Genomic DNA, 18,186 nt, shown 5'->3' with positions numbered 1-18,186 from the left:
ATCCCCAGGTCTGAGCTCTCCATGGCACACGACCCCATCGTTTTTGCCATCTTTCTGATCTTCGCCGGCGCGGCGCTGTTCGCGACATTGGCCTTGTTTGCCCGCCAGTCGCTGTTGGTGGCGTATATCGTGCTCGGGGCGTTGCTTGGCCCGTCGGCACTCGGTTTGGTCACCGATCCGGAGTTGATTCGCAGCATCTCCGAGTTCGGCATCATGTTTTTGCTGTTTCTGCTTGGTCTGAATCTGCAGCCGCAGGAACTGTTTCGCATGGTTGCCAAGACCACCGAAGTCACTGTGCTCAGTTCACTGGTGTTCCTTGCCACCGGCTTCGGCATCTCGCTGGCCTTCGGGTTCGACGTGACCGAGAGCCTGCTGATCGGCGGTACCGCGGCCTTTTCGAGCACCATTGTCGGATTGAAACTGCTGCCGACGACGATGCTGCACCATCAGCGTACCGGCGAGGTCATCATCAGCATCCTGTTGCTGCAGGACCTGTTCGCCATCGTGATGTTGCTGGTGGTGCAGGGTAGCGCCGAGGGCAGCGTGCAGGTCGGCGACATCATCAAACTGTTGATTGCCTTGCCCGCCTTGATCGCTTTTGCCTGGCTGTTCGAACGCTACGTGTTGATCCGCCTGATCCGTAAATTCGACAAGATCCAGGAATACATCTTTCTGATGACCATCGGCTGGTGCATGAGCATGGCCGAGTTGGCCGGGCTGCTGGGCTTGTCCGCAGAGATCGGCGCCTTCATCGCCGGTGTCGTGCTTGCATCGAGCCCGATTGCCATGTTTATCGCCGAGAGCCTGAAACCGCTGCGCGATTTCTTCCTGGTGCTGTTCTTCTTCTCGCTGGGTGCGGGTTTCGATGTCGGCATGATCGGGCAGGTCATCATGCCGGCGTTGTTGTTGGCCGGGGCCCTGATGCTGCTCAAACCGCCGGTCTTCCGCTGGCTGCTGCTGCGCACCGGCGAATCCGAGAAGCGCTCCCATGAGGTCGGATTCCGCCTCGGCCAGATGAGCGAGTTCTCGCTGCTGGTGGCGGTGCTGGCGCTGGAAAACCGGGTAATCAGCGCCGAAGCGTCTTACCTGATCCAGCTATCGACACTGCTCACATTTCTGGTCTCTTCTTACCTGGTTGTGCTGCGGTTCCCAACACCGATTGCCGTCTCGGATGCCCTGCGCCGGGACTGATAACGCTGTCACACAGCTTTCACGCAGCGCGGCTACGCTTCTTTCAGATAAGCAAGAGACCATGATTATGCAAACACGTCGGATGCGTGCGACCCAGCAGCCGCTGGTAGGGACTGCGGCAGAACGCCTCGAAGAAGAGATCGCGGCGCTCGAAAAACGGCTCGACCAGATCGGGCCGGATGGCGATTGTGCCTACGAGAAGGCGATGATCCGCTTCTTTGAACAACAGCTCGGCATGCGCCGGGAACTGCTCAGTACCGCCAAGTAAGTCGTTCGACAGGTCAGCGCGGCGAGAAACTGAAACTCTGCCCGCCGACCGATGCCTCGGCCATCAGGCCACTTTTCGGTTTGGTAAACACGGCGACGCCGGAGTGATAATCGGCGCTCGCCGCGGCGCCTTTGTCGGCTGCAATGGCGGACACCTGTGCATCGAACTCCAGTTTCTCGGTCTTGAAGCGTTCGAGTGCGGCCTGGTCGCGGAAGAAGATCAATTCGCTGTATGTCTGGCCGCCGACCTGCAAGCCGACGCTGACCTGCTTGAGCTCGGTGAAACCGACCGCTGTACCGCCACTGTAGACCACCCCTTTGCCATAGGCCCCGCCCAGCACGAAGCCGCCTTTGCCGACGGTGGGGAACACCGCCCAGCCGGCGGCGCTGTCGAAGAAGCGGCGCAGCGACGGGTCGGCAGCGCGAAACGTGGCGACTGTCTTCGGCGCCTCACGCAACAGTCTTGCGTTGTCTGCCGGATCCCAGCCGGCATTCACGGCCGCTGAGCACAGCAACAGGGCCAACATCGACAGCCAGGTTTTGGTCTTCATGATTGCCTCGTTCGCATGTGATCGTATCAGGGGCAGCTTAGGTGAGATCGGCTTGCTCGGACGGTGATGCGTTTCGCGTATAGAGTTCTGCACTGTAGCGCAGCTCTTCCATGAAAGTCTCGCGGTCCAATGGCGGCCTGCCGAGATATCCCTGGTAATACGCGCAGTCGGCATCACGCAGAAACTGTAACTGCTCGCGCGTTTCCACGCCTTCAGCGATCGCGTTGACGCCGATATGGTGGGCCATCGACAGGATGGCGCGCACAATGGCGGCATCGTTCGGGTCACTCGCCAGGTCGCGGATGAACGTGCGATCGATCTTGATCGTGTCGATCGGGAGCTGACGCAGATCGGCGAGCGATGAATAGCCGGTACCGAAATCGTCGATCGCGAAGTTGATACCGAGCTGGCGCAGGGCGTTCATGCGGTCGACGGATTCCTTGGTGTCCTTGATCAGCATGGTCTCGGTGATCTCGAACTGCAGTCGTTTGGGGTCGGCGCCGGTCAGTTCGGTGATCTCGCGGATGCGGTCAACGAACTCTGCCTGCACGAACTGCTGGTGGCTGATGTTGATGGCGAGCCGTTCGGGTGTTTGCATATCCGGGTCGTTTTGAATCCTGCCGAGCAGGCCGCACGATTCGAGCAGCACCCAATCGTCGAGCTTCAGCATCAATGCGCCGTTTTCGATGTACGGCAGAAACTCCGTGGGAGCGATCAGGCCAGCGGTAGGGTGGCGCCAACGCAGCAGAACCTCGGCGCCGAGCACGCGCCCGTCCTTGATCGTCAATACCGGTTGGAAGAACAATTCGAACTGCCCGTCGCGCAAGCCGGCACGCAATTCGTTTTCCAGGCGCAGCCGCGAAATGGCCGCTTCATCCATGCGGCGTTCGAACACCCGCGCACCGTCTCGACCGTCGCCCTTGGCGTGGTACATGGCAGTGTCGGCATGACGCAGCAGGGTGTCGACGGTGTCGCCATCGTGCGGAAACGTGACGATGCCGATGCTGGCGGTCACGAACAATTCGTGGCCCTCGAGTTCATATTCATCCGCGAACACCGTGCGGATCTTGGTCGCGATCTCGCGCGCCTTGTCGACGGCGGCCTCCAGGTCTTCGCCGAGTCGCTCGAGCAGCACGACGAATTCGTCGCCGCCCAGACGCGCCACAGTGTCTTCCTCGCGCAAGGTGGTACGCAGACGGCGCGCCAGTTCCTTGAGCAATTCGTCGCCGACCGAATGGCCGAGTGAATCGTTGATGCGTTTGAACTTGTCGAGATCGAGAAACAACAGGGCGCCGATCTCGCCGGTGCGTCGCGCCCGTGCCAGTGCCCGGTTCACGCGATCGGTCAGCAGCGTGCGGTTCGGCAGGCCGGTCAGGGTGTCGTGATAGGCGAGGTGTTCGATGCGTTGCGCCGCATGTTCGTGTTCGCTGACATCGCGCGCGATGCACAACAGCAGGTTGCCGGTATTGAGTTCGAGGCGTGATAGCGATACCTCGACCGGCAACACGCGTCCATCGGCGGCGCGATAGTCTGTTCTGATCGAGCGGCCGTGCCTGCCATCCATTACGTCATCGACCAGGCTGCGCAGGTATCCGGGCTCTTCGTCGTGCAGTTCATCGATCGATCGCCCGATCAGCTCATCAATCGGCAAGCTGAACAGTTCGGCGGCTCGTGGGTTGCAGTCTTTCAGCGCACCGCTGGCGGGGTCGAACACCAGAATGGCATCGTGCGAATTGCGGTAGATGCCGCGCAGGCGACGCCATTGGTCGCGCAAACGGCTTGCATAGGCGGCGAAGCGCCGGTGGCGTCGAGATAGTCGTTGCGCAATGTGTCGAATATGCGGATCGGCGATATCGGCCTCGGTCGAGGGTGGCCCGTCGCAGCGGTAAGACAAACGGCTGACGCGCTTGGCCAGCGCATCGAGGCTGCGGCGCATCGGTCGATGAAAGGTGAAATGCCAGACGAACGTGATCGCGATGGCGATCGCGACCGCGGCGCCAAGCGTGGTGAGCGATGCCAGCCGGGTTGCGTCGACCATCCAAATGGTGATCAGCAGACCGGTCAGCAACAGCAAAAACAGGGCGATGTTTTTGTAATTATTCGTCGGCATCAAACGGCTTTGCGGGCGGATGTGGCGCAGGGCGACATCGTGAATACGGCCTGACGCATGCTCGCTGCCCCGCGGTTCGGCTATCGTCCGCTTGCGCGATAGCTTAATCGAATCCTGCCACGACCAAATCGTTTTGGCAGGCCTTGGTATTATGCCTTGGATCGCGATTCGGCGTGACGGAGTTTGGGTGACACAATGGCGAAAGGTGAATGGCCGGCGACAACCATTGAGCCGGTTGCCGTGATCCGCTCTCCCTACCAGGAAAAATTCGGCATCCCGCGCCAACCGGGCCTGGTCGAGCAGGCGGTCGGCGAGATTCTACTTCTGCCGCCGTTCGACGACCCTGCGATGCTCACCGGGCTCGAGGGCTTTTCTCACATCTGGGTGACCTTCCGTTTCGATCGCTGCGTCGATCAGGGCTGGCGGCCGAAAGTCCGGCCACCACGATTGGGCGGTAACGAAGAGGTGGGGGTGTGGGCCAGCCGAGCGCCGTTCCGGCCGAATTTTCTGGGCCTATCGGTGCTGCGCCTGCTCGAGGTGATTGCCGGGCCCAGGCCTATGCTGCGCGTTTCGGGTGTCGACCTGCTGGACGACTCGCCGATCTACGACATCAAGCCTTACGTGCCCTATGTCGATGCCATTAGCGACGCGAAGGCCGGGTATGCGGTTGAGCCGCCCGCTGCGCGCTTGGCCGTGCGCTTCGCGGCGGAGGCGCTACAAGACCTCGCTACGACCGACGATCCTGCCGGTATGCGTGAACTGGTGACGGCGGTGCTGGCGCTCGATCCGCGCCCGGCCTATCGCCAGAACGAAACAGGCGACCGCGTCTACGGCATGCGGCTCGCCGACCGCGACGTGCGCTGGCGGGTGGATGCTGAGGGTGTGGAGGTCGTGGGTGTGAAAGCCCCGGCCGGTTGAACAGCCGGGTTTCGTGTAGAGCGGGTCAATCGGTCGTATCGTCGGGACCGATCTGCTTGTACTTTGCCAGTTGCTCCGGCGTGGCCTCGGCCTGGTACTTCGACTTCCACTCGTCGTACGGCATGCCGTAGACGATCTCACGCGCCTGGGGATCGCTCAGTTCCACGCCTTGCGCGGTCGCGGCATGCGCCATCCAGCGCGACATGCAGTTGCGGCAGAAGCCTGCCATGTTCATCAGGTCGATATTCTGTACGTCTTTGCGTTTTTGCAGATGGCCGACCAGCGTGCGCCAGGCAGCGGCTTCGATCGCAGTTTGTTCTTCGGGGGTCATCTCGGAATCTCTTTGGTGGCGTTCAGTGCAACAGCGCGAACATGCGGGCACGGTAGCGGTTGACCGCAGGGTCGTCGCCGAGCATATCAAACACCTTCAGCAGGGCAAGGCGCGCGGCATCGTCGCCGTACTTGCGGTCCTTCTGCATGACCAGCAGCAGGTTGTCCAACGCGCCGGCGATATCGTTGGTCACGATCTGCTGAGCCGCCAGGCGGTAGCGGGCGTCGCTGTCATCGGGCGACTGCTCGACGCGGGCCGCAGGGTCGGCGCCCGGGGTGCCCTGCTGGGCGATGCGTTCGAAAAACAGCTGGCCGCGCAGCATCTTGGTCTCGGGATTGTCCTGCTCATCGGCGGGCAGGGTGTCGAGCACCTGCTCGGCGCCATCCACATCACCCGCCGCGGCGCAGGTTTGCGCCAGCATCAACGCCAGTCTCGGGTTGGCCGGGTCTTGTTCGCGGGCCTGCTCGGGCAAGGCCCGTGCACCCTGCGCATCGCCGCCCATCAGCAGTTGCTGCGCCTGGGCGACCGTGCCGTCGGATTCGCGCGGCAGATGGCGATCGAGGAAGGCGCGGATCTCATTCTCCGGCAAGGCGCCGGCGAATTCGTCGACCGGCTGCCCGTCGCGGAACAGCTTGACGTTGGGAATGTTGCGGATGCCGAACTGCTGTGCGATCGCCTGTTGTTCTTCGGTGTTGACCTTGGCCAGGATGAACTTGCCCTGGTACTCATCTGCCAGCTTGGCCAGCACCGGCATCAGCATCTGGCACGGTTGGCACCAACTCGCCCAGAAATCCACCAGGATCGGCACCTGGAAAGAACCGCGCAGAACGATCTGTTCGTAGTTGCTTTCGTCGATCTCAAAGATGTACGGCGAGTCTGCCATCGTAACCGGCTCCAAACGTGCGTAGGTTTAGTCTCAATGCGCAAAAATGCGGTCGATGGCGAACAATTGCAAGGGGGGCGCAGGGTGCTTGAAGTTCGAGCGTGACGACCCTATTTACCCGGCATGCAACGAAGTTTTCTGGAGTAGGGTAGTGAGCGAATCGAAACACGTGGTCTGTCCTCACTGCAATGGCGTGAATCGGGTGCCGGTCGATCGGCTCGGCGCCGGCGGCAAGTGCGGGCGCTGCAAGCAGCCCTTGTTCGCCGCCCATCCGGCTGAAGTTAACGGCCAGGGTTTTCAACAGCAGTTCGCGCGCAGCGATATCCCATTACTGGTCGATTTCTGGGCGCCCTGGTGCGGGCCGTGCAAGATGATGGCGCCCGCTTTTGCACAGGCCGCGGCTCAGCTCGAGCCCCAGGTGCGGCTCTTGAAGGTGAACACCGAGAACGAACAGGCCGTGGCGGCGCAGTTCGGAATCCGCAGCATCCCGACCATGATCCTGTTTGCCGGCGGGCGCGAGATCGACCGGGTTGCCGGGGCGATGGATGCTGCGAATATTGTCGCCTGGACGCGTCAGCACCGCTTGGCGTGACGTCATTGGGCGACAGGTCGCAAACACCGGCACACAGTGGCGCGTGTGGCTGTTAGAATTAAGCGCGGGGCGTGGACAGCGGCACGCGGCTTACCGTAACATTGCGCACTGCAACACAGCGTTGCAGGTCCACCAGATTCAAAAAATTCTAGTGACCGGGAGAGATAGCGATAGCGTGTCTCTACCGGCTTTTTGTGCGCGTATAAATGACCAGTCCGGCGATACTTGTTCTTGAAGATGGCAGCATTTTTCACGGCCGTTCCATTGGTGCGGAAGGCCAGACCGTCGGCGAGGTCGTGTTCAACACGGCGATGACCGGCTACCAGGAGATCCTCACCGATCCCTCATACAGCCGTCAGATCGTCACACTGACCTATCCGCACATCGGCAACACCGGGGTGAACGGCGAGGACGAGGAATCCGGCGCGATTCACGCGGCCGGCCTGGTGATCCGCGATCTGCCGCTGATCGTCAGCAACTTCCGCAGTGAGCGTTCGCTGCAAGAGTATCTCGGCAGCAACGGCATCGTCGCGATCGCCGATATCGATACCCGCCGCCTGACACGTGTGCTGCGTGAGAAGGGTGCGCAGAACGGCTGCATCATGGCCGGCCAGATCAACGAGGCGGCGGCGCTCGAGGCTGCGCGCGCTTTTCCCGGCCTGAAGGGCATGGATCTGGCCAAAGAGGTCACCACCGATTCGTCCTACACCTGGGGCGAAGGCACCTGGAAGCTGGGTGAAGGCCACGTCGAGTGCGATCCCGAGCAGGCCAAGTTCCATGTCGTGGCCTACGACTACGGCATCAAGCGCAACATCCTGCGTATGTTGGTCGACCGCGGCTGTCGCGTGACCGTGGTGCCGGCCAAGACCCCGGCCGCCGACGTGTTGGCGATGTCGCCCGATGGCGTGTTCCTTTCCAATGGCCCGGGCGACCCGGAGCCGTGCGATTACGCGGTCGACGCCATCAAAGAGATCGTCGACACCGGCATGCCGACCTTCGGTATCTGCCTTGGCCACCAGTTGCTGGGCCTGGCATCGGGTGCCAAGACGGTAAAAATGAAATTCGGTCATCACGGCGCCAACCATCCGGTACAGGACCTGGAAAAAGGCACGGTGATGATCTCCAGTCAGAACCACGGTTTTGCCGTGGACGAAGCGAGCCTGCCGGACACGCTGCGGGCGACGCACAAATCACTGTTCGATGGATCGTTGCAGGGCATCCATCGCACCGACCGGCCGGCCTTCAGCTTTCAGGGGCATCCGGAAGCCAGTCCCGGGCCGCACGACGTGGCACCGGTGTTTGATCACTTTATCGAATTGATGGAAGCCCGCTGAGGGCAGGGGAAACCCGGCGCACAAGGACGAGCCGATTGGATTACTGGCGCAACGCGCCTCTCGTGGTTGGTAGCACATGCCTAAAAGAACAGACATCAAGAGCATCCTCATCATCGGCGCAGGCCCGATCGTTATCGGTCAGGCATGCGAGTTCGACTATTCCGGTGCGCAGGCCTGCAAGGCGCTGCAGGAGGAAGGCTTCCGCGTCATTCTGGTCAACTCCAACCCGGCGACGATCATGACCGATCCGGACATGGCCGACGCCGTCTACATCGAGCCCATCACCTGGCGCACGGTCGCCAAGATCATCGAAAAGGAAAAGCCCGACGCCCTGCTGCCGACCATGGGCGGCCAGACCGCGCTGAACTGCGCGCTCGACCTGGTGCGTGAAGGCGTGCTCGAAGAACATGGCGTCGAGATGGTCGGTGCCAGCCGTGAGGCGATCGACAAGGCCGAAGATCGCGATCTGTTCCGCAAGGCGATGCGCAAGATCGGACTCGACATGCCGCGTTCGGCAGTCGCGCACTCGCTCGAAGAGGCCAACCAGGTGCAGGCGCAGATCGGCTTCCCGACGATCATCCGCCCGTCGTTCACGATGGGTGGCTCGGGCGGCGGTATCGCCTACAACCGCGAAGAATTCGAAGAGATCTGCGCCCGCGGCCTCGATCTGTCGCCGACCTCCGAGCTGTTGATCGAAGAGTCCATTCTCGGCTGGAAAGAATACGAGATGGAGGTCGTGCGCGATCGCAACGACAACTGCATCATCGTCTGCTCGATCGAAAACCTCGATCCGATGGGCGTGCATACCGGTGACTCGATCACCGTCGCGCCGGCGCAGACGCTGACCGACAAGGAATACCAGATCATGCGTAACGCCTCGCTGGCGGTGTTGCGCGAGATTGGCGTCGATACCGGTGGGTCGAACGTACAGTTCGCGATCAACCCGGACGACGGGCGCATGATCATCATCGAGATGAACCCGCGCGTGTCGCGTTCCTCGGCGCTCGCCTCGAAGGCGACCGGCTTCCCGATCGCCAAGGTCGCCGCCAAGCTGGCGGTCGGCTACACGCTCGACGAACTGCGCAACGAGATCACCGGCGGTGTCACCCCGGCTTCGTTCGAACCGTCGATCGACTATGTCGTGACCAAGGTGCCGCGTTTCGCCTTTGAAAAGTTTCCGCAGGCCGATGCGCGCCTGACCACGCAGATGAAATCGGTGGGCGAGGTCATGGCGATCGGCCGCACCTTCCAGGAATCGCTGCAGAAGGCACTGCGTGGCCTGGAAACCGGCAAGGCCGGGCTCGATCCGGTCGTCGATCTGAGTGCGGACGATGTGCGCGATGTCGTGATCTCCGAGATCCGCCAGCCCAGCGCCGAACGCCTGTGGTACGTGGCCGATGCCTTCCGCATGGGCTTTTCGTTGGAAGACGTGTTCGATCACACCAAGATCGATCGCTGGTTCCTGGTACAGATTCAAGACCTGCTGCGCGACGAGGCTGCCGTGCGTGACGGTGGCGTCGAGGCGCTCAATGCGGCGCGCATGCGCGAGCTCAAGCGCAAGGGGTTCTCCGACAAGCGGCTTGCCGACCTGCTGGAAATTCCCGAGGCGGAGCTGCGCCAGCATCGCTATGAACTGGGCGTGCGCCCGGTTTACAAGCGCGTCGATACCTGTGCGGCCGAATTCGCATCGAGCACGGCTTACATGTACTCAACCTACGAGGAAGAGTGCGAAGCCGAGCCGACCGACAACAACAAGATCATGGTGCTCGGTGGCGGGCCGAACCGTATCGGTCAGGGTATCGAGTTCGACTATTGCTGTGTGCACGCTGCGTTCGCCATGCGCGAAGACGGCTACGAGACCATCATGGTCAACTGCAACCCGGAAACCGTATCGACCGATTACGACACGTCCGATCGCCTGTATTTCGAACCGCTGACGCTCGAAGACGTGCTCGAGATCGTTCACAAAGAGAATCCGAAAGGCATCATTGTGCAGTACGGCGGCCAGACGCCGCTCAAGCTGGCCGAAGATCTCGAAGCCGCGGGTGCGCCGATCATCGGCACCTCGCCGGATTCGATCGACCTGGCCGAAGACCGGGAGCGCTTCCAGAAGCTGGTTGAGCGCGAAGGCCTTAAGCAGCCGCCGAACCGCACAGCGACCGAGGCGGAGCAGGCGGTGCAGTTGGCAGCAGAGATCGGTTATCCGCTGGTTGTGCGTCCCTCTTACGTGTTGGGTGGCCGCGCGATGGAGATCGTGCACGATGAAGACGATCTGCGCCGCTACATGCGTGAGGCCGTTAAGGTCTCCAATGAATCGCCGGTGTTGCTCGACCGTTTCCTCGACGATGCGATCGAAGTCGATATCGATGCGATCTGCGACGGCGAAGACGTGCTGATCGGCGGCATCATGGAACACATCGAACAGGCCGGCGTGCACTCCGGCGACTCGGCGTGCTCGCTGCCGCCGTATACGCTGAGCAACTCGGTGCAAGATCGCATGCGCGAACAGATCCGCAAGCTGGCGCATGCGCTCAAGGTCGTCGGCCTGATGAATACGCAGTTCGCGATCAAGGGCGACGACATCTACCTGCTCGAAGTGAACCCGCGCGCCTCGCGTACCGTGCCGTTCGTGTCGAAAGCGACCAGCCGCCCGCTGGCCAAGATCGCAGCGCGCTGCATGGCGGGCAAGTCGCTCAAGGAGCAGGGCATCGATGGCGAGATTATTCCCAAGCACTACTACGTAAAAGAGGCAGTGTTTCCGTTCGTCAAATTCCCCGGTGTCGACACCCTGTTGGGCCCGGAAATGAAATCGACCGGCGAGGTCATGGGCGTCGGCCGCACCTTTGGCGAGGCCTATGCCAAGGCCAACGAAGGCGGCAGCGTGTTGTTGCCGCGCAGCGGCCGGGCGCTGCTATCGGTACGCGAGGCCGATCGGGCGCGTGCCGTCAGCGTGGCGCGCAAGCTGGCCGATCTTGGTTTCCAGATCTCGGCTACGCGCGGTACCTGCCGCTCGATCAGCGAGGCGGGCATTGAGTGCGCCGTGGTCAACAAGGTGAAGGAAGGCCGGCCGCATATCGTCGACATGATCAAGAACGACGAGTTCGATCTGATCATCAATACGACGGAAGGCAAGCAGGCGATCATCGACTCCGCATCGATCCGCCGCACGGCGTTGCAGCACAAGGTCAGCTATACGACCACGATTTCGGGCGCCGAGGCCGCGGTACTTGCATTGCAGCAGCCGGATCAATTGAATGTGAACAGCCTGCGCGAACTTCACGGTTGATCGCGACCGACGGAGGAGACGACGAATGGAAAAACATCCGATGACCCTGCATGGTGCCGAGCGCTTGCGCGCCGAGCTGAACGAACTGAAGAGCGTCAAGCGTCCGGCCGTGATTGCGGCGATATCCGAGGCGCGCGCGCATGGCGACCTGAAGGAAAACGCGGAGTATCACGCAGCGCGTGAGCAGCAGGGCTTTATCGAAGGTCGTATCAAGGACATCGAGGCCAAGTTGTCGCACGCTCAGATTATCGACGTGACCCAGGTTAATGCCGGCGGCAAGGTGATCTTCGGCGCTACCGTGGTGCTGCTCGATTTGAACACCGACAAAGAAAAGACCTACCAGATCGTGGGCGTCGACGAGGCCGATCTAAAGCACAACAAGATCTCGGTGACCTCACCCGTGGCGCGTGCCCTGATCGGCAAGAGCGAGGGCGACGAAGTCGCGCTCGAGGCGCCGGGCGGCACCCACGAATTCGAGATTCTCGAAGTCCGCTACGAGTAGTGCCGAATCAGGACGACGGCAACGCCACCTTCGGCTTTTCAGCGTTACGCCGAAACAGGATGAGCATCTGACCGATACTGTGAATCGGCTCGGCATGGGTCTTTTCACAGATGTCTTCGCCAATGGCGACGCGCGTTTCGCGGTCGGCGGCGATCTTCACTTTGATCAACTCATGCGAATCCAAGGCCTGCTCGATCTCGGCAATGACGCTGTCTTTAAGGCCGTGTTGGCCGACCCAGACGACGGGTTTCAGGTGGTGTCCAAGGCCGCGCAGGTGGCGTTTTTGAGATTCGGATAATTTCATCGCAAGGATTCGCAAAAAAGGCCGCCAACTATAAGCGAAATGCAGCAACTGGGGTACGTCGATTGCGGATTCTGAATCATGCCGAAGGCAGGGGATGGCATAATCCGGATTCGTTTTCCGGCCGATTGGCCTAAAACCTTCATGGCACGATCGAAAAGCAGTCACCGCTGGATGCAGCGGCATGTCAATGATGAGTACGTCAAACGCTCCAAGCGTGAAGGCTACCGCTCGCGTGCTGCTTACAAGCTATTGGAACTTCAGGAAAAAGACCGGATGATCAAGCCCGGTCAGGTGATCGTCGACCTGGGTGCCGCACCGGGTGGCTGGTCGCAGGTGGCGCACGATCTGGTTGGGCCAAAGGGAAAGGTAATCGCCTTCGACATCCTGCCGATGGATGAACTGCCCGGCGTGACGGTGATCCAGGGGGATTTCCGCGAGGATGAAGCCCTGGTCAAGCTCGACGCCGCCCTGGACGGACAGCCGGTCGATCTTGTGATTTCGGATATGGCCCCCAATGTAAGCGGGGTGGCTGCGGTGGATCAGCCGCGCGCCATGCATCTGTGCGAACTGGCACTGGATTTTTGCGAACAGCGGCTGCGTCCCGGCGGCGGCTTCGTCTGTAAAGTGTTCCACGGCGAGGGGTTCGACGACTGGATGCGCCAGGTGAAGGCGGATTTCGGTCGCGCCGTGACGCGCAAACCCAAGGCTTCGCGGCCCAAAAGCCGCGAGGTTTATCTGGTAGCCGGGAACTATCATTCGTAGTAGGTTACGAAAACGCTATGAGAAACTGGGGTCCCGTTGGGCGCCAACGATCAGCATGTTCGGTGTCATTGCCGAACGGCAACGCCTTTAGGCATGGGGAACTGCCGTGAACGACATGGCCAAAAATATCGTACTGTGGGTCATCATCGCCGTCGTGCTGATGACGGTTTTCAACAGCTTCACGGCGCAGAAACCCTCTTCGCCCGAACTCACCTATTCAAAGTTCATTGAGCAGGTCGAACGCAAGAACGTCGCCAGTGTCACCATCTATAAAGATGGTCGCATCGACGGCGTGATGACGTCCGGTAGCCGCTTCTCTACGGATGCGCCTGCCGACGACAAGCTGGTCGATCAATTGCTCAATGCGAACGTAGAGATCCGCGCCGAGCCGCCGGAAAAGCCGTCGATCCTGTGGAATATCTTGATCAACTGGTTCCCGCTGTTCATCCTGATTGGTCTGTGGATCTTCTTCATGCGCCAGATGCAGGGCGGGGGCGCAGGACGTGGCGCCATGTCGTTCGGCAAGAGCAAGGCGCGCATGCTCACCGAAGACCAGGTCAAAGTGACTTTCTCGGATGTCGCCGGCTGTGAAGAGGCGAAGGAAGAGGTCAAAGAGCTGGTCGACTTCCTCAAAGATCCGTCCAAGTTCCAGAAACTCGGCGGCAAGATCCCGAGCGGCGTGCTGATGGTCGGACCGCCCGGTACGGGTAAAACCCTGCTGGCGCGTGCGATTGCCGGTGAGGCCAAGGTGCCGTTCTTCACGATCTCCGGTTCGGACTTCGTCGAGATGTTTGTCGGTGTCGGTGCATCGCGTGTGCGCGACATGTTCGACCAGGCGAAGAAACACGCCCCGTGCATCATCTTTATCGATGAGATCGACGCAGTCGGTCGTCACCGTGGCGCCGGTCTCGGCGGCGGTCACGACGAGCGCGAGCAGACCCTGAACCAGTTGCTGGTCGAGATGGACGGTTTCGAAGGTAACGAAGGCGTCATCGTGATCGCTGCGACCAACCGTCCGGACGTGCTCGATCCCGCATTGCTGCGCCCCGGCCGTTTCGACCGCCAGGTCGTGGTCGGCCTGCCGGACATCCTCGGTCGCGAGCAGATCCTGAAAGTGCACATGCGCAAAGTGCCGCTCGCCGACGACGTCAAGCCGTCGTTGATCGCACGCGGTACGCCGGGCTTCTCCGGTGCCGACCTGGCCAACCTGGTCAACGAGGCGGCCCTGTTCGCCGCGCGCGCCAACAAGCGCCTGGTCGACATGGAAGACATGGAGAAGGCCAAAGACAAGATCATGATGGGCGCCGAGCGCAAGTCGATGGCGATGAAGGAAGACGAGAAGCGTCTGACCGCCTATCACGAGGCAGGGCATGCCATCGTCGGCCTGAACGTGCCGTCGCACGATCCGGTGTACAAGGTGTCGATCATCCCGCGCGGTCGTGCGCTGGGTGTGACCATGTTCCTGCCGGAAGAGGACCGTTACAGCCACAGCAAGGAGCACCTCGAGAGCCAGATCTCGAGCCTGTTCGGCGGGCGTATCGCCGAAGAGCTGATCTTCGGTGCGCAGTCGGTGACCACCGGTGCGTCGAACGACATCATGCGAGCGACCGACATAGCCCGCAACATGGTGACCAAGTGGGGTCTGTCCGACCGCATGGGACCGCTGGCCTACGGCGAAGACGAAGGCGAGGTATTCCTCGGTCGTTCGGTTACCCAGCACAAGGCGCTGTCGGATGACACCGCGCATGCCATCGACGAGGAGGTGCGTGCCTTCATCGATCGTAACTACGATCGTGCTGCCGGCATCTTGAACGACCATATCGACAAGCTGCACGCGATGGCTGATGCCCTGATGAAGTTCGAGACGATCGACAGCGATCAGATCCGCGACATCATGGAAGGCCGTGATCCGCGCCCGCCGGCCGGCTGGGACGATGACTCGGCTGCACCCGGCGGCGGTGCGCCAGCAGACGACGGTAAGGACGTCAGCGGCGAGTCGCCGATCGGTGGTCCGGCAGGACAACACTGATCATCAGCGGGTAGAATCCGCAGCACCCAACCCGGGGCCGGGCGAAGTGACTTCGCCCGGTCCTTTTTCGTTTTGCGCTGGCTGATATGTCGTCCGATTTCGGCAAACTGCTCGATCTTTCGCGTCCCCGCGTGATGGGGATACTCAACGTTACGCCCGACTCGTTCTCCGATGGCGGCCGTTTCCTGACGCTCGACGATGCACTGCACCAGGCGGAGCGCATGATCGACGAGGGCGCGGATCTACTGGATATCGGCGGCGAATCGACCCGTCCCGGTGCACAGGCCGTTTCCCTGGCCGAAGAGATGGATCGCGTGTTGCCCGTGGTCGAGCGCCTGGTCGCAAGCTTCGATACGCCGGTCTCGGTCGATACCAGCAAGCCGGACCTGATGCGTGCGGCGATTGCAGCCGGTGCAGGCATGATCAACGATGTATCGGCCCTCCAGGCGCCCGGCGCGATTGCCGCGGTTGCCAGCGGCCGCGTGCCCGTGTGCCTGATGCACATGCAGGGCGAGCCGCGTACCATGCAGGCCGCGCCTCAATATGACGACGTCGTAGCCGATATCATCGAATACTTAAGTAATCGCATCGCCGCGTGCGAAGCGGGCGGAATCTCGCGAGATCGCCTGTTGGTCGATCCGGGGTTCGGCTTCGGCAAGACGGTCGAGCACAACCTGCAGCTGCTGCGTGGGCTCGAGGCCTTTCGGACGCTCGGTGTGCCCGTATTGGTGGGCATCTCGCGCAAATCGATGCTCGGCGCGATCACCGGGAGGCCGGTCGAAGAACGCATGCCTGCCAGTGTGGCGGCAGCGCTGATTGCGGTCGAGCGTGGCGCACGTATCGTGCGAGTGCACGATGTCGCGGCGACGGTCGATGCGATTGCGGTCTGGCAGGCGACCATGGACGGCAGCGTCGACAAGAACTGAGGATAGAGAGGATGGCGCGTAAATATTTTGGAACCGACGGCATCAGAGGGCGCGTCGGTGAAGGTCACATCAATCCCGAGTTTGTGCTCAAGTTGGGCTGGGCGGCCGGCCGGGTGCTGGGCAACGGTGATCAGGCCAAGGTGCTGATCGGCAAGGACACCCGGATCTCCGGATACATGTTCGAGGCGGCGCTCGAGGCCGGTCTGGCTGCGGCGGGTGTGAATATTCGCTTGCTCGGCCCGATGCCGACGCCCGGCATCGCCTACCTGACGCGCACGCTGCATGCGAGTGCCGGTATCGTCATCAGCGCCTCGCACAATCCGCACGAAGACAACGGCATCAAGTTTTTCTCCGGCTCCGGCAACAAGCTGCCGGACGACGTCGAAGAGGCGATCGAGGCCGAACTCGAGAAGCCGATGACGACCGTCTGCTCCGACCGGCTCGGTAAGGCCAAGCGCCTCGAAGACGCGCGCGGCCGCTATATCGAATTCTGCAAGAGCACGATCCCGTCGCGCATGGATTTCAGCGGCATGAAGATCGTGGTCGATTGCGCACACGGCGCGACCTATCACATTGCGCCCGACGTGCTCGAAGAGATCGGTGCCGAGGTCATCACGATCGGCGCCGAGCCCAACGGCCTGAACATCAACGACGGCTTCGGTGCGACCAAGCCGCGCGCGCTGGCCAGCTCGGTGCGGGTCAACGGCGCCGACCTGGGCATTGCGCTCGACGGCGACGGTGACCGCGTGATCATGGTCGACGACAAGGGCGAGATCGTCGACGGCGACGAGATCATCTACGTGATCGCCCAGTCGCGGCTGCGCAACGGCGGGTTGGTCGGCAACGTTGTCGGTACCCACATGAGCAACCTCGGCCTCGAGGTGGCGTTGCGCGATCTCGGCGTCGGTTTCGACCGGGTCGGCGTTGGCGATCGTTACATCCTCGAGCGGTTGTGCGACAACGACTGGACCCTCGGCGGCGAGCCTTCGGGGCACATCATCTGCCGTGATCGCACCACGACCGGCGACGGCATCGTGTCGGCACTGCAGGTGCTGGCCGAGATCCACAAGACCGGACGCACCCTGAGCGAGCTGCGACAGGGCATGCGCAAGTACCCGCAGGAGCTGATCAATGTGCCGCTGGGTACGGCGCGTGCTGCCGATGTGATGGCCTGCCAATCGGTGACCGAGGCGGTGCAGGCGGTCGAGGTCGACATGGGCGATCAGGGGCGTGTCTTGCTGCGTCCGTCCGGCACCGAACCACTGATCCGGGTGATGGTCGAAGGCCGCGAAGCCGACACCGTCGTCGCAAAAGCCAACACGATTGCCGACGTGGTTCGCGCACAGGTCACGGGCTGATCGATTTTCCGTTGTTTGCCGTTGATTTAGCGGCCTTGCGCCGTTAAGCTACGCCGCTCGATTTCGAGGGGAGCACACTATGCGTCAGCCTTTGGTGGCCGGTAACTGGAAAATGAACGGATCACGCGCCAGCATCGCTGAGTTGCTGGGTGGACTGAAGGCCGGTATTGGCCAGGTTACGGCAGCTGAAGTCGCTGTTTGTGCACCCGCCGTGTACATCGCGGATGTGCAGTCCCAGCTGGACGGTACCTCGATCAAGTGGGGTGGCCAGGACGTGTCGGTTTACGAGTCCGGCGCCTACACCGGGGAGATCGCAGGCTCGATGCTGGCCGATTTCGGCTGTCATTTTGTGATCATCGGTCACTCAGAGCGTCGCGCCTACCATGGCGAGACCGACGAAGTGGTGGCGCAGAAGTTCACGGCGGCACGCGCTGCCGGCCTGGTGCCGATCCTGTGCGTCGGCGAGACCCTCGAAGAGCGCGAGCAGGGCATCACCGAAGAGGTGGTGGGTCGCCAGTTGGATGCCGCGATCAAGCACTGCGGTATCGCGATGGTCGGCGAGGGCGTCATCGCCTACGAGCCGGTCTGGGCGATCGGTACCGGCAAGACCGCCACGCCTGAGATGGCACAGGCGGTACACGCCTTCATTCGCGGCCGTCTGGCGTCGAATGATCAGGCGGTGGCTGACGTGGTACGCGTATTGTACGGCGGCAGCATGAACCCGAAGAACGCAGCCGAACTGGTTGCACAGGCAGATATCGATGGTGGCCTGATTGGCGGCGCCTCGTTGAAGCCCGATGATTTTCTGGCTGTTTGCTCTGCAGCAAACAGCTGATCAAGAG

At 61.6% G+C, this 18,186-nt stretch carries 17 protein-coding genes; 12 read left to right on the top strand and 5 right to left on the bottom strand.

The window, feature by feature from the left end; genetic code table 11:
• The first annotated feature begins 21 nt into the window (after nucleotides 1-21).
• Nucleotides 22-1,191 carry a cation:proton antiporter domain-containing protein gene (locus B1781_RS15660; protein WP_078120553.1) on the top strand — a complete coding sequence of 390 codons (1,170 nt, stop codon included), beginning with the start codon at nucleotides 22-24 and terminating at the stop codon, nucleotides 1,189-1,191.
• Between the two features lie 61 nt (nucleotides 1,192-1,252).
• Entirely contained in the window at nucleotides 1,253-1,459 is a 207-nt protein-coding gene (locus tag B1781_RS15655; RefSeq protein ID WP_078120552.1) for a hypothetical protein, read from the top strand.
• Between the two features lie 13 nt (nucleotides 1,460-1,472).
• Here the strand turns inward: B1781_RS15655 and B1781_RS15650 are convergent, their stop codons facing one another.
• Nucleotides 1,473-2,009, bottom strand: coding sequence for a lipid-binding SYLF domain-containing protein (locus tag B1781_RS15650; RefSeq protein ID WP_078120551.1), 537 nt, complete (start codon nucleotides 2,007-2,009; stop codon nucleotides 1,473-1,475).
• A 37-nt stretch (nucleotides 2,010-2,046) separates the two neighbouring features.
• Complete coding sequence (locus tag B1781_RS15645) at nucleotides 2,047-4,119, bottom strand: putative bifunctional diguanylate cyclase/phosphodiesterase (RefSeq protein ID WP_078120550.1); 2,073 nt, start codon at nucleotides 4,117-4,119, stop codon at nucleotides 2,047-2,049.
• Between the two features lie 195 nt (nucleotides 4,120-4,314).
• Here B1781_RS15645 and tsaA point away from each other — a divergent pair, with 195 nt between their 5' ends.
• On the top strand, nucleotides 4,315-5,037 hold the full coding sequence (gene tsaA, locus B1781_RS15640; RefSeq protein ID WP_078120549.1) for a tRNA (N6-threonylcarbamoyladenosine(37)-N6)-methyltransferase TrmO: 723 nt from the start codon (nucleotides 4,315-4,317) through the stop codon (nucleotides 5,035-5,037).
• Nucleotides 5,038-5,062: 25 nt separating this feature from the next.
• Here the strand turns inward: tsaA and B1781_RS15635 are convergent, their stop codons facing one another.
• Both B1781_RS15635 and trxA read right to left on the bottom strand, forming a co-directional pair.
• Nucleotides 5,063-5,368, bottom strand: coding sequence for a DUF1244 domain-containing protein (locus B1781_RS15635; RefSeq protein ID WP_078120548.1), 306 nt, complete (start codon nucleotides 5,366-5,368; stop codon nucleotides 5,063-5,065).
• Nucleotides 5,369-5,390: 22 nt separating this feature from the next.
• Entirely contained in the window at nucleotides 5,391-6,251 is an 861-nt protein-coding gene (gene trxA / locus B1781_RS15630) for a thioredoxin (protein WP_078122094.1), read from the bottom strand.
• A 151-nt stretch (nucleotides 6,252-6,402) separates the two neighbouring features.
• Here trxA and trxC point away from each other — a divergent pair, with 151 nt between their 5' ends.
• From trxC to greA, 4 genes are all read left to right on the top strand, one after another.
• On the top strand, nucleotides 6,403-6,843 hold the full coding sequence (gene trxC, locus B1781_RS15625) for a thioredoxin TrxC (RefSeq protein ID WP_078120547.1): 441 nt from the start codon (nucleotides 6,403-6,405) through the stop codon (nucleotides 6,841-6,843).
• 206 nt (nucleotides 6,844-7,049) lie between these two features.
• The gene (gene carA, locus B1781_RS15620) at nucleotides 7,050-8,177 is read left to right on the top strand and encodes a glutamine-hydrolyzing carbamoyl-phosphate synthase small subunit (RefSeq protein ID WP_078120546.1); all 1,128 of its coding nucleotides are present in this window, start codon (nucleotides 7,050-7,052) and stop codon (nucleotides 8,175-8,177) included.
• 76 nt (nucleotides 8,178-8,253) lie between these two features.
• Nucleotides 8,254-11,463 (top strand): carbamoyl-phosphate synthase large subunit, encoded by a 3,210-nt coding sequence (carB, locus tag B1781_RS15615; protein WP_078120545.1) that lies wholly within the window; start codon nucleotides 8,254-8,256, stop codon nucleotides 11,461-11,463.
• Between the two features lie 25 nt (nucleotides 11,464-11,488).
• Nucleotides 11,489-11,965 carry a transcription elongation factor GreA gene (greA, locus tag B1781_RS15610; protein ID WP_078120544.1) on the top strand — a complete coding sequence of 159 codons (477 nt, stop codon included), beginning with the start codon at nucleotides 11,489-11,491 and terminating at the stop codon, nucleotides 11,963-11,965.
• Between the two features lie 7 nt (nucleotides 11,966-11,972).
• On the opposite strand, the gene yhbY is transcribed toward greA, so the two are convergent.
• The gene (gene yhbY / locus B1781_RS15605) at nucleotides 11,973-12,269 is read right to left on the bottom strand and encodes a ribosome assembly RNA-binding protein YhbY (RefSeq protein WP_078120543.1); all 297 of its coding nucleotides are present in this window, start codon (nucleotides 12,267-12,269) and stop codon (nucleotides 11,973-11,975) included.
• Between the two features lie 141 nt (nucleotides 12,270-12,410).
• Here yhbY and rlmE point away from each other — a divergent pair, with 141 nt between their 5' ends.
• From rlmE to tpiA, 5 genes are all read left to right on the top strand, one after another.
• Nucleotides 12,411-13,031 carry a 23S rRNA (uridine(2552)-2'-O)-methyltransferase RlmE gene (rlmE, locus tag B1781_RS15600; RefSeq protein ID WP_078120542.1) on the top strand — a complete coding sequence of 207 codons (621 nt, stop codon included), beginning with the start codon at nucleotides 12,411-12,413 and terminating at the stop codon, nucleotides 13,029-13,031.
• Nucleotides 13,032-13,146: 115 nt separating this feature from the next.
• Nucleotides 13,147-15,060, top strand: a complete 1,914-nt coding sequence (gene ftsH / locus B1781_RS15595) for an ATP-dependent zinc metalloprotease FtsH (protein ID WP_174575411.1) — start codon at nucleotides 13,147-13,149, stop codon at nucleotides 15,058-15,060.
• Between the two features lie 86 nt (nucleotides 15,061-15,146).
• Nucleotides 15,147-15,986, top strand: coding sequence for a dihydropteroate synthase (gene folP / locus B1781_RS15590; protein WP_078120540.1), 840 nt, complete (start codon nucleotides 15,147-15,149; stop codon nucleotides 15,984-15,986).
• Nucleotides 15,987-15,997: 11 nt separating this feature from the next.
• The gene (gene glmM, locus B1781_RS15585; RefSeq protein WP_078120539.1) at nucleotides 15,998-17,344 is read left to right on the top strand and encodes a phosphoglucosamine mutase; all 1,347 of its coding nucleotides are present in this window, start codon (nucleotides 15,998-16,000) and stop codon (nucleotides 17,342-17,344) included.
• A 79-nt stretch (nucleotides 17,345-17,423) separates the two neighbouring features.
• On the top strand, nucleotides 17,424-18,179 hold the full coding sequence (gene tpiA, locus B1781_RS15580; RefSeq protein ID WP_078120538.1) for a triose-phosphate isomerase: 756 nt from the start codon (nucleotides 17,424-17,426) through the stop codon (nucleotides 18,177-18,179).
• The last annotated feature ends 7 nt before the right edge of the window (nucleotides 18,180-18,186 follow it).

Origin of the sequence: Thiosocius teredinicola (genome assembly GCF_002009425.1) — a bacterium.
GTDB classification, from domain to species: domain Bacteria; phylum Pseudomonadota; class Gammaproteobacteria; order Chromatiales; family Chromatiaceae; genus Thiosocius; species Thiosocius teredinicola.
This window is presented reverse-complemented; position numbering and strand designations above follow the sequence as displayed.

Bases quoted from the DNA above. Each gene is read 5' to 3' on its own strand.
- tpiA (WP_078120538.1), top strand. From the start codon at position 17,424: ATGCGTCAGCCTTTGGTGGCCGGTAACTGGAAAATGAACGGATCACGC.
- B1781_RS15645 (WP_078120550.1), bottom strand. From the start codon at position 4,119: ATGCCGACGAATAATTACAAAAACATCGCCCTGTTTTTGCTGTTGCTG.
- yhbY (WP_078120543.1), bottom strand. From the start codon at position 12,269: ATGAAATTATCCGAATCTCAAAAACGCCACCTGCGCGGCCTTGGACAC.
- glmM (WP_078120539.1), top strand. From the start codon at position 15,998: ATGGCGCGTAAATATTTTGGAACCGACGGCATCAGAGGGCGCGTCGGT.
- B1781_RS15635 (WP_078120548.1), bottom strand. From the start codon at position 5,368: ATGACCCCCGAAGAACAAACTGCGATCGAAGCCGCTGCCTGGCGCACG.
- folP (WP_078120540.1), top strand. From the start codon at position 15,147: ATGTCGTCCGATTTCGGCAAACTGCTCGATCTTTCGCGTCCCCGCGTG.
- greA (WP_078120544.1), top strand. From the start codon at position 11,489: ATGGAAAAACATCCGATGACCCTGCATGGTGCCGAGCGCTTGCGCGCC.
- trxA (WP_078122094.1), bottom strand. From the start codon at position 6,251: ATGGCAGACTCGCCGTACATCTTTGAGATCGACGAAAGCAACTACGAA.
- ftsH (WP_174575411.1), top strand. From the start codon at position 13,147: ATGGCCAAAAATATCGTACTGTGGGTCATCATCGCCGTCGTGCTGATG.
- rlmE (WP_078120542.1), top strand. From the start codon at position 12,411: ATGGCACGATCGAAAAGCAGTCACCGCTGGATGCAGCGGCATGTCAAT.
- tsaA (WP_078120549.1), top strand. From the start codon at position 4,315: ATGGCGAAAGGTGAATGGCCGGCGACAACCATTGAGCCGGTTGCCGTG.
- B1781_RS15650 (WP_078120551.1), bottom strand. From the start codon at position 2,009: ATGAAGACCAAAACCTGGCTGTCGATGTTGGCCCTGTTGCTGTGCTCA.
- carA (WP_078120546.1), top strand. From the start codon at position 7,050: ATGACCAGTCCGGCGATACTTGTTCTTGAAGATGGCAGCATTTTTCAC.
- B1781_RS15655 (WP_078120552.1), top strand. From the start codon at position 1,253: ATGATTATGCAAACACGTCGGATGCGTGCGACCCAGCAGCCGCTGGTA.
- carB (WP_078120545.1), top strand. From the start codon at position 8,254: ATGCCTAAAAGAACAGACATCAAGAGCATCCTCATCATCGGCGCAGGC.
- B1781_RS15660 (WP_078120553.1), top strand. From the start codon at position 22: ATGGCACACGACCCCATCGTTTTTGCCATCTTTCTGATCTTCGCCGGC.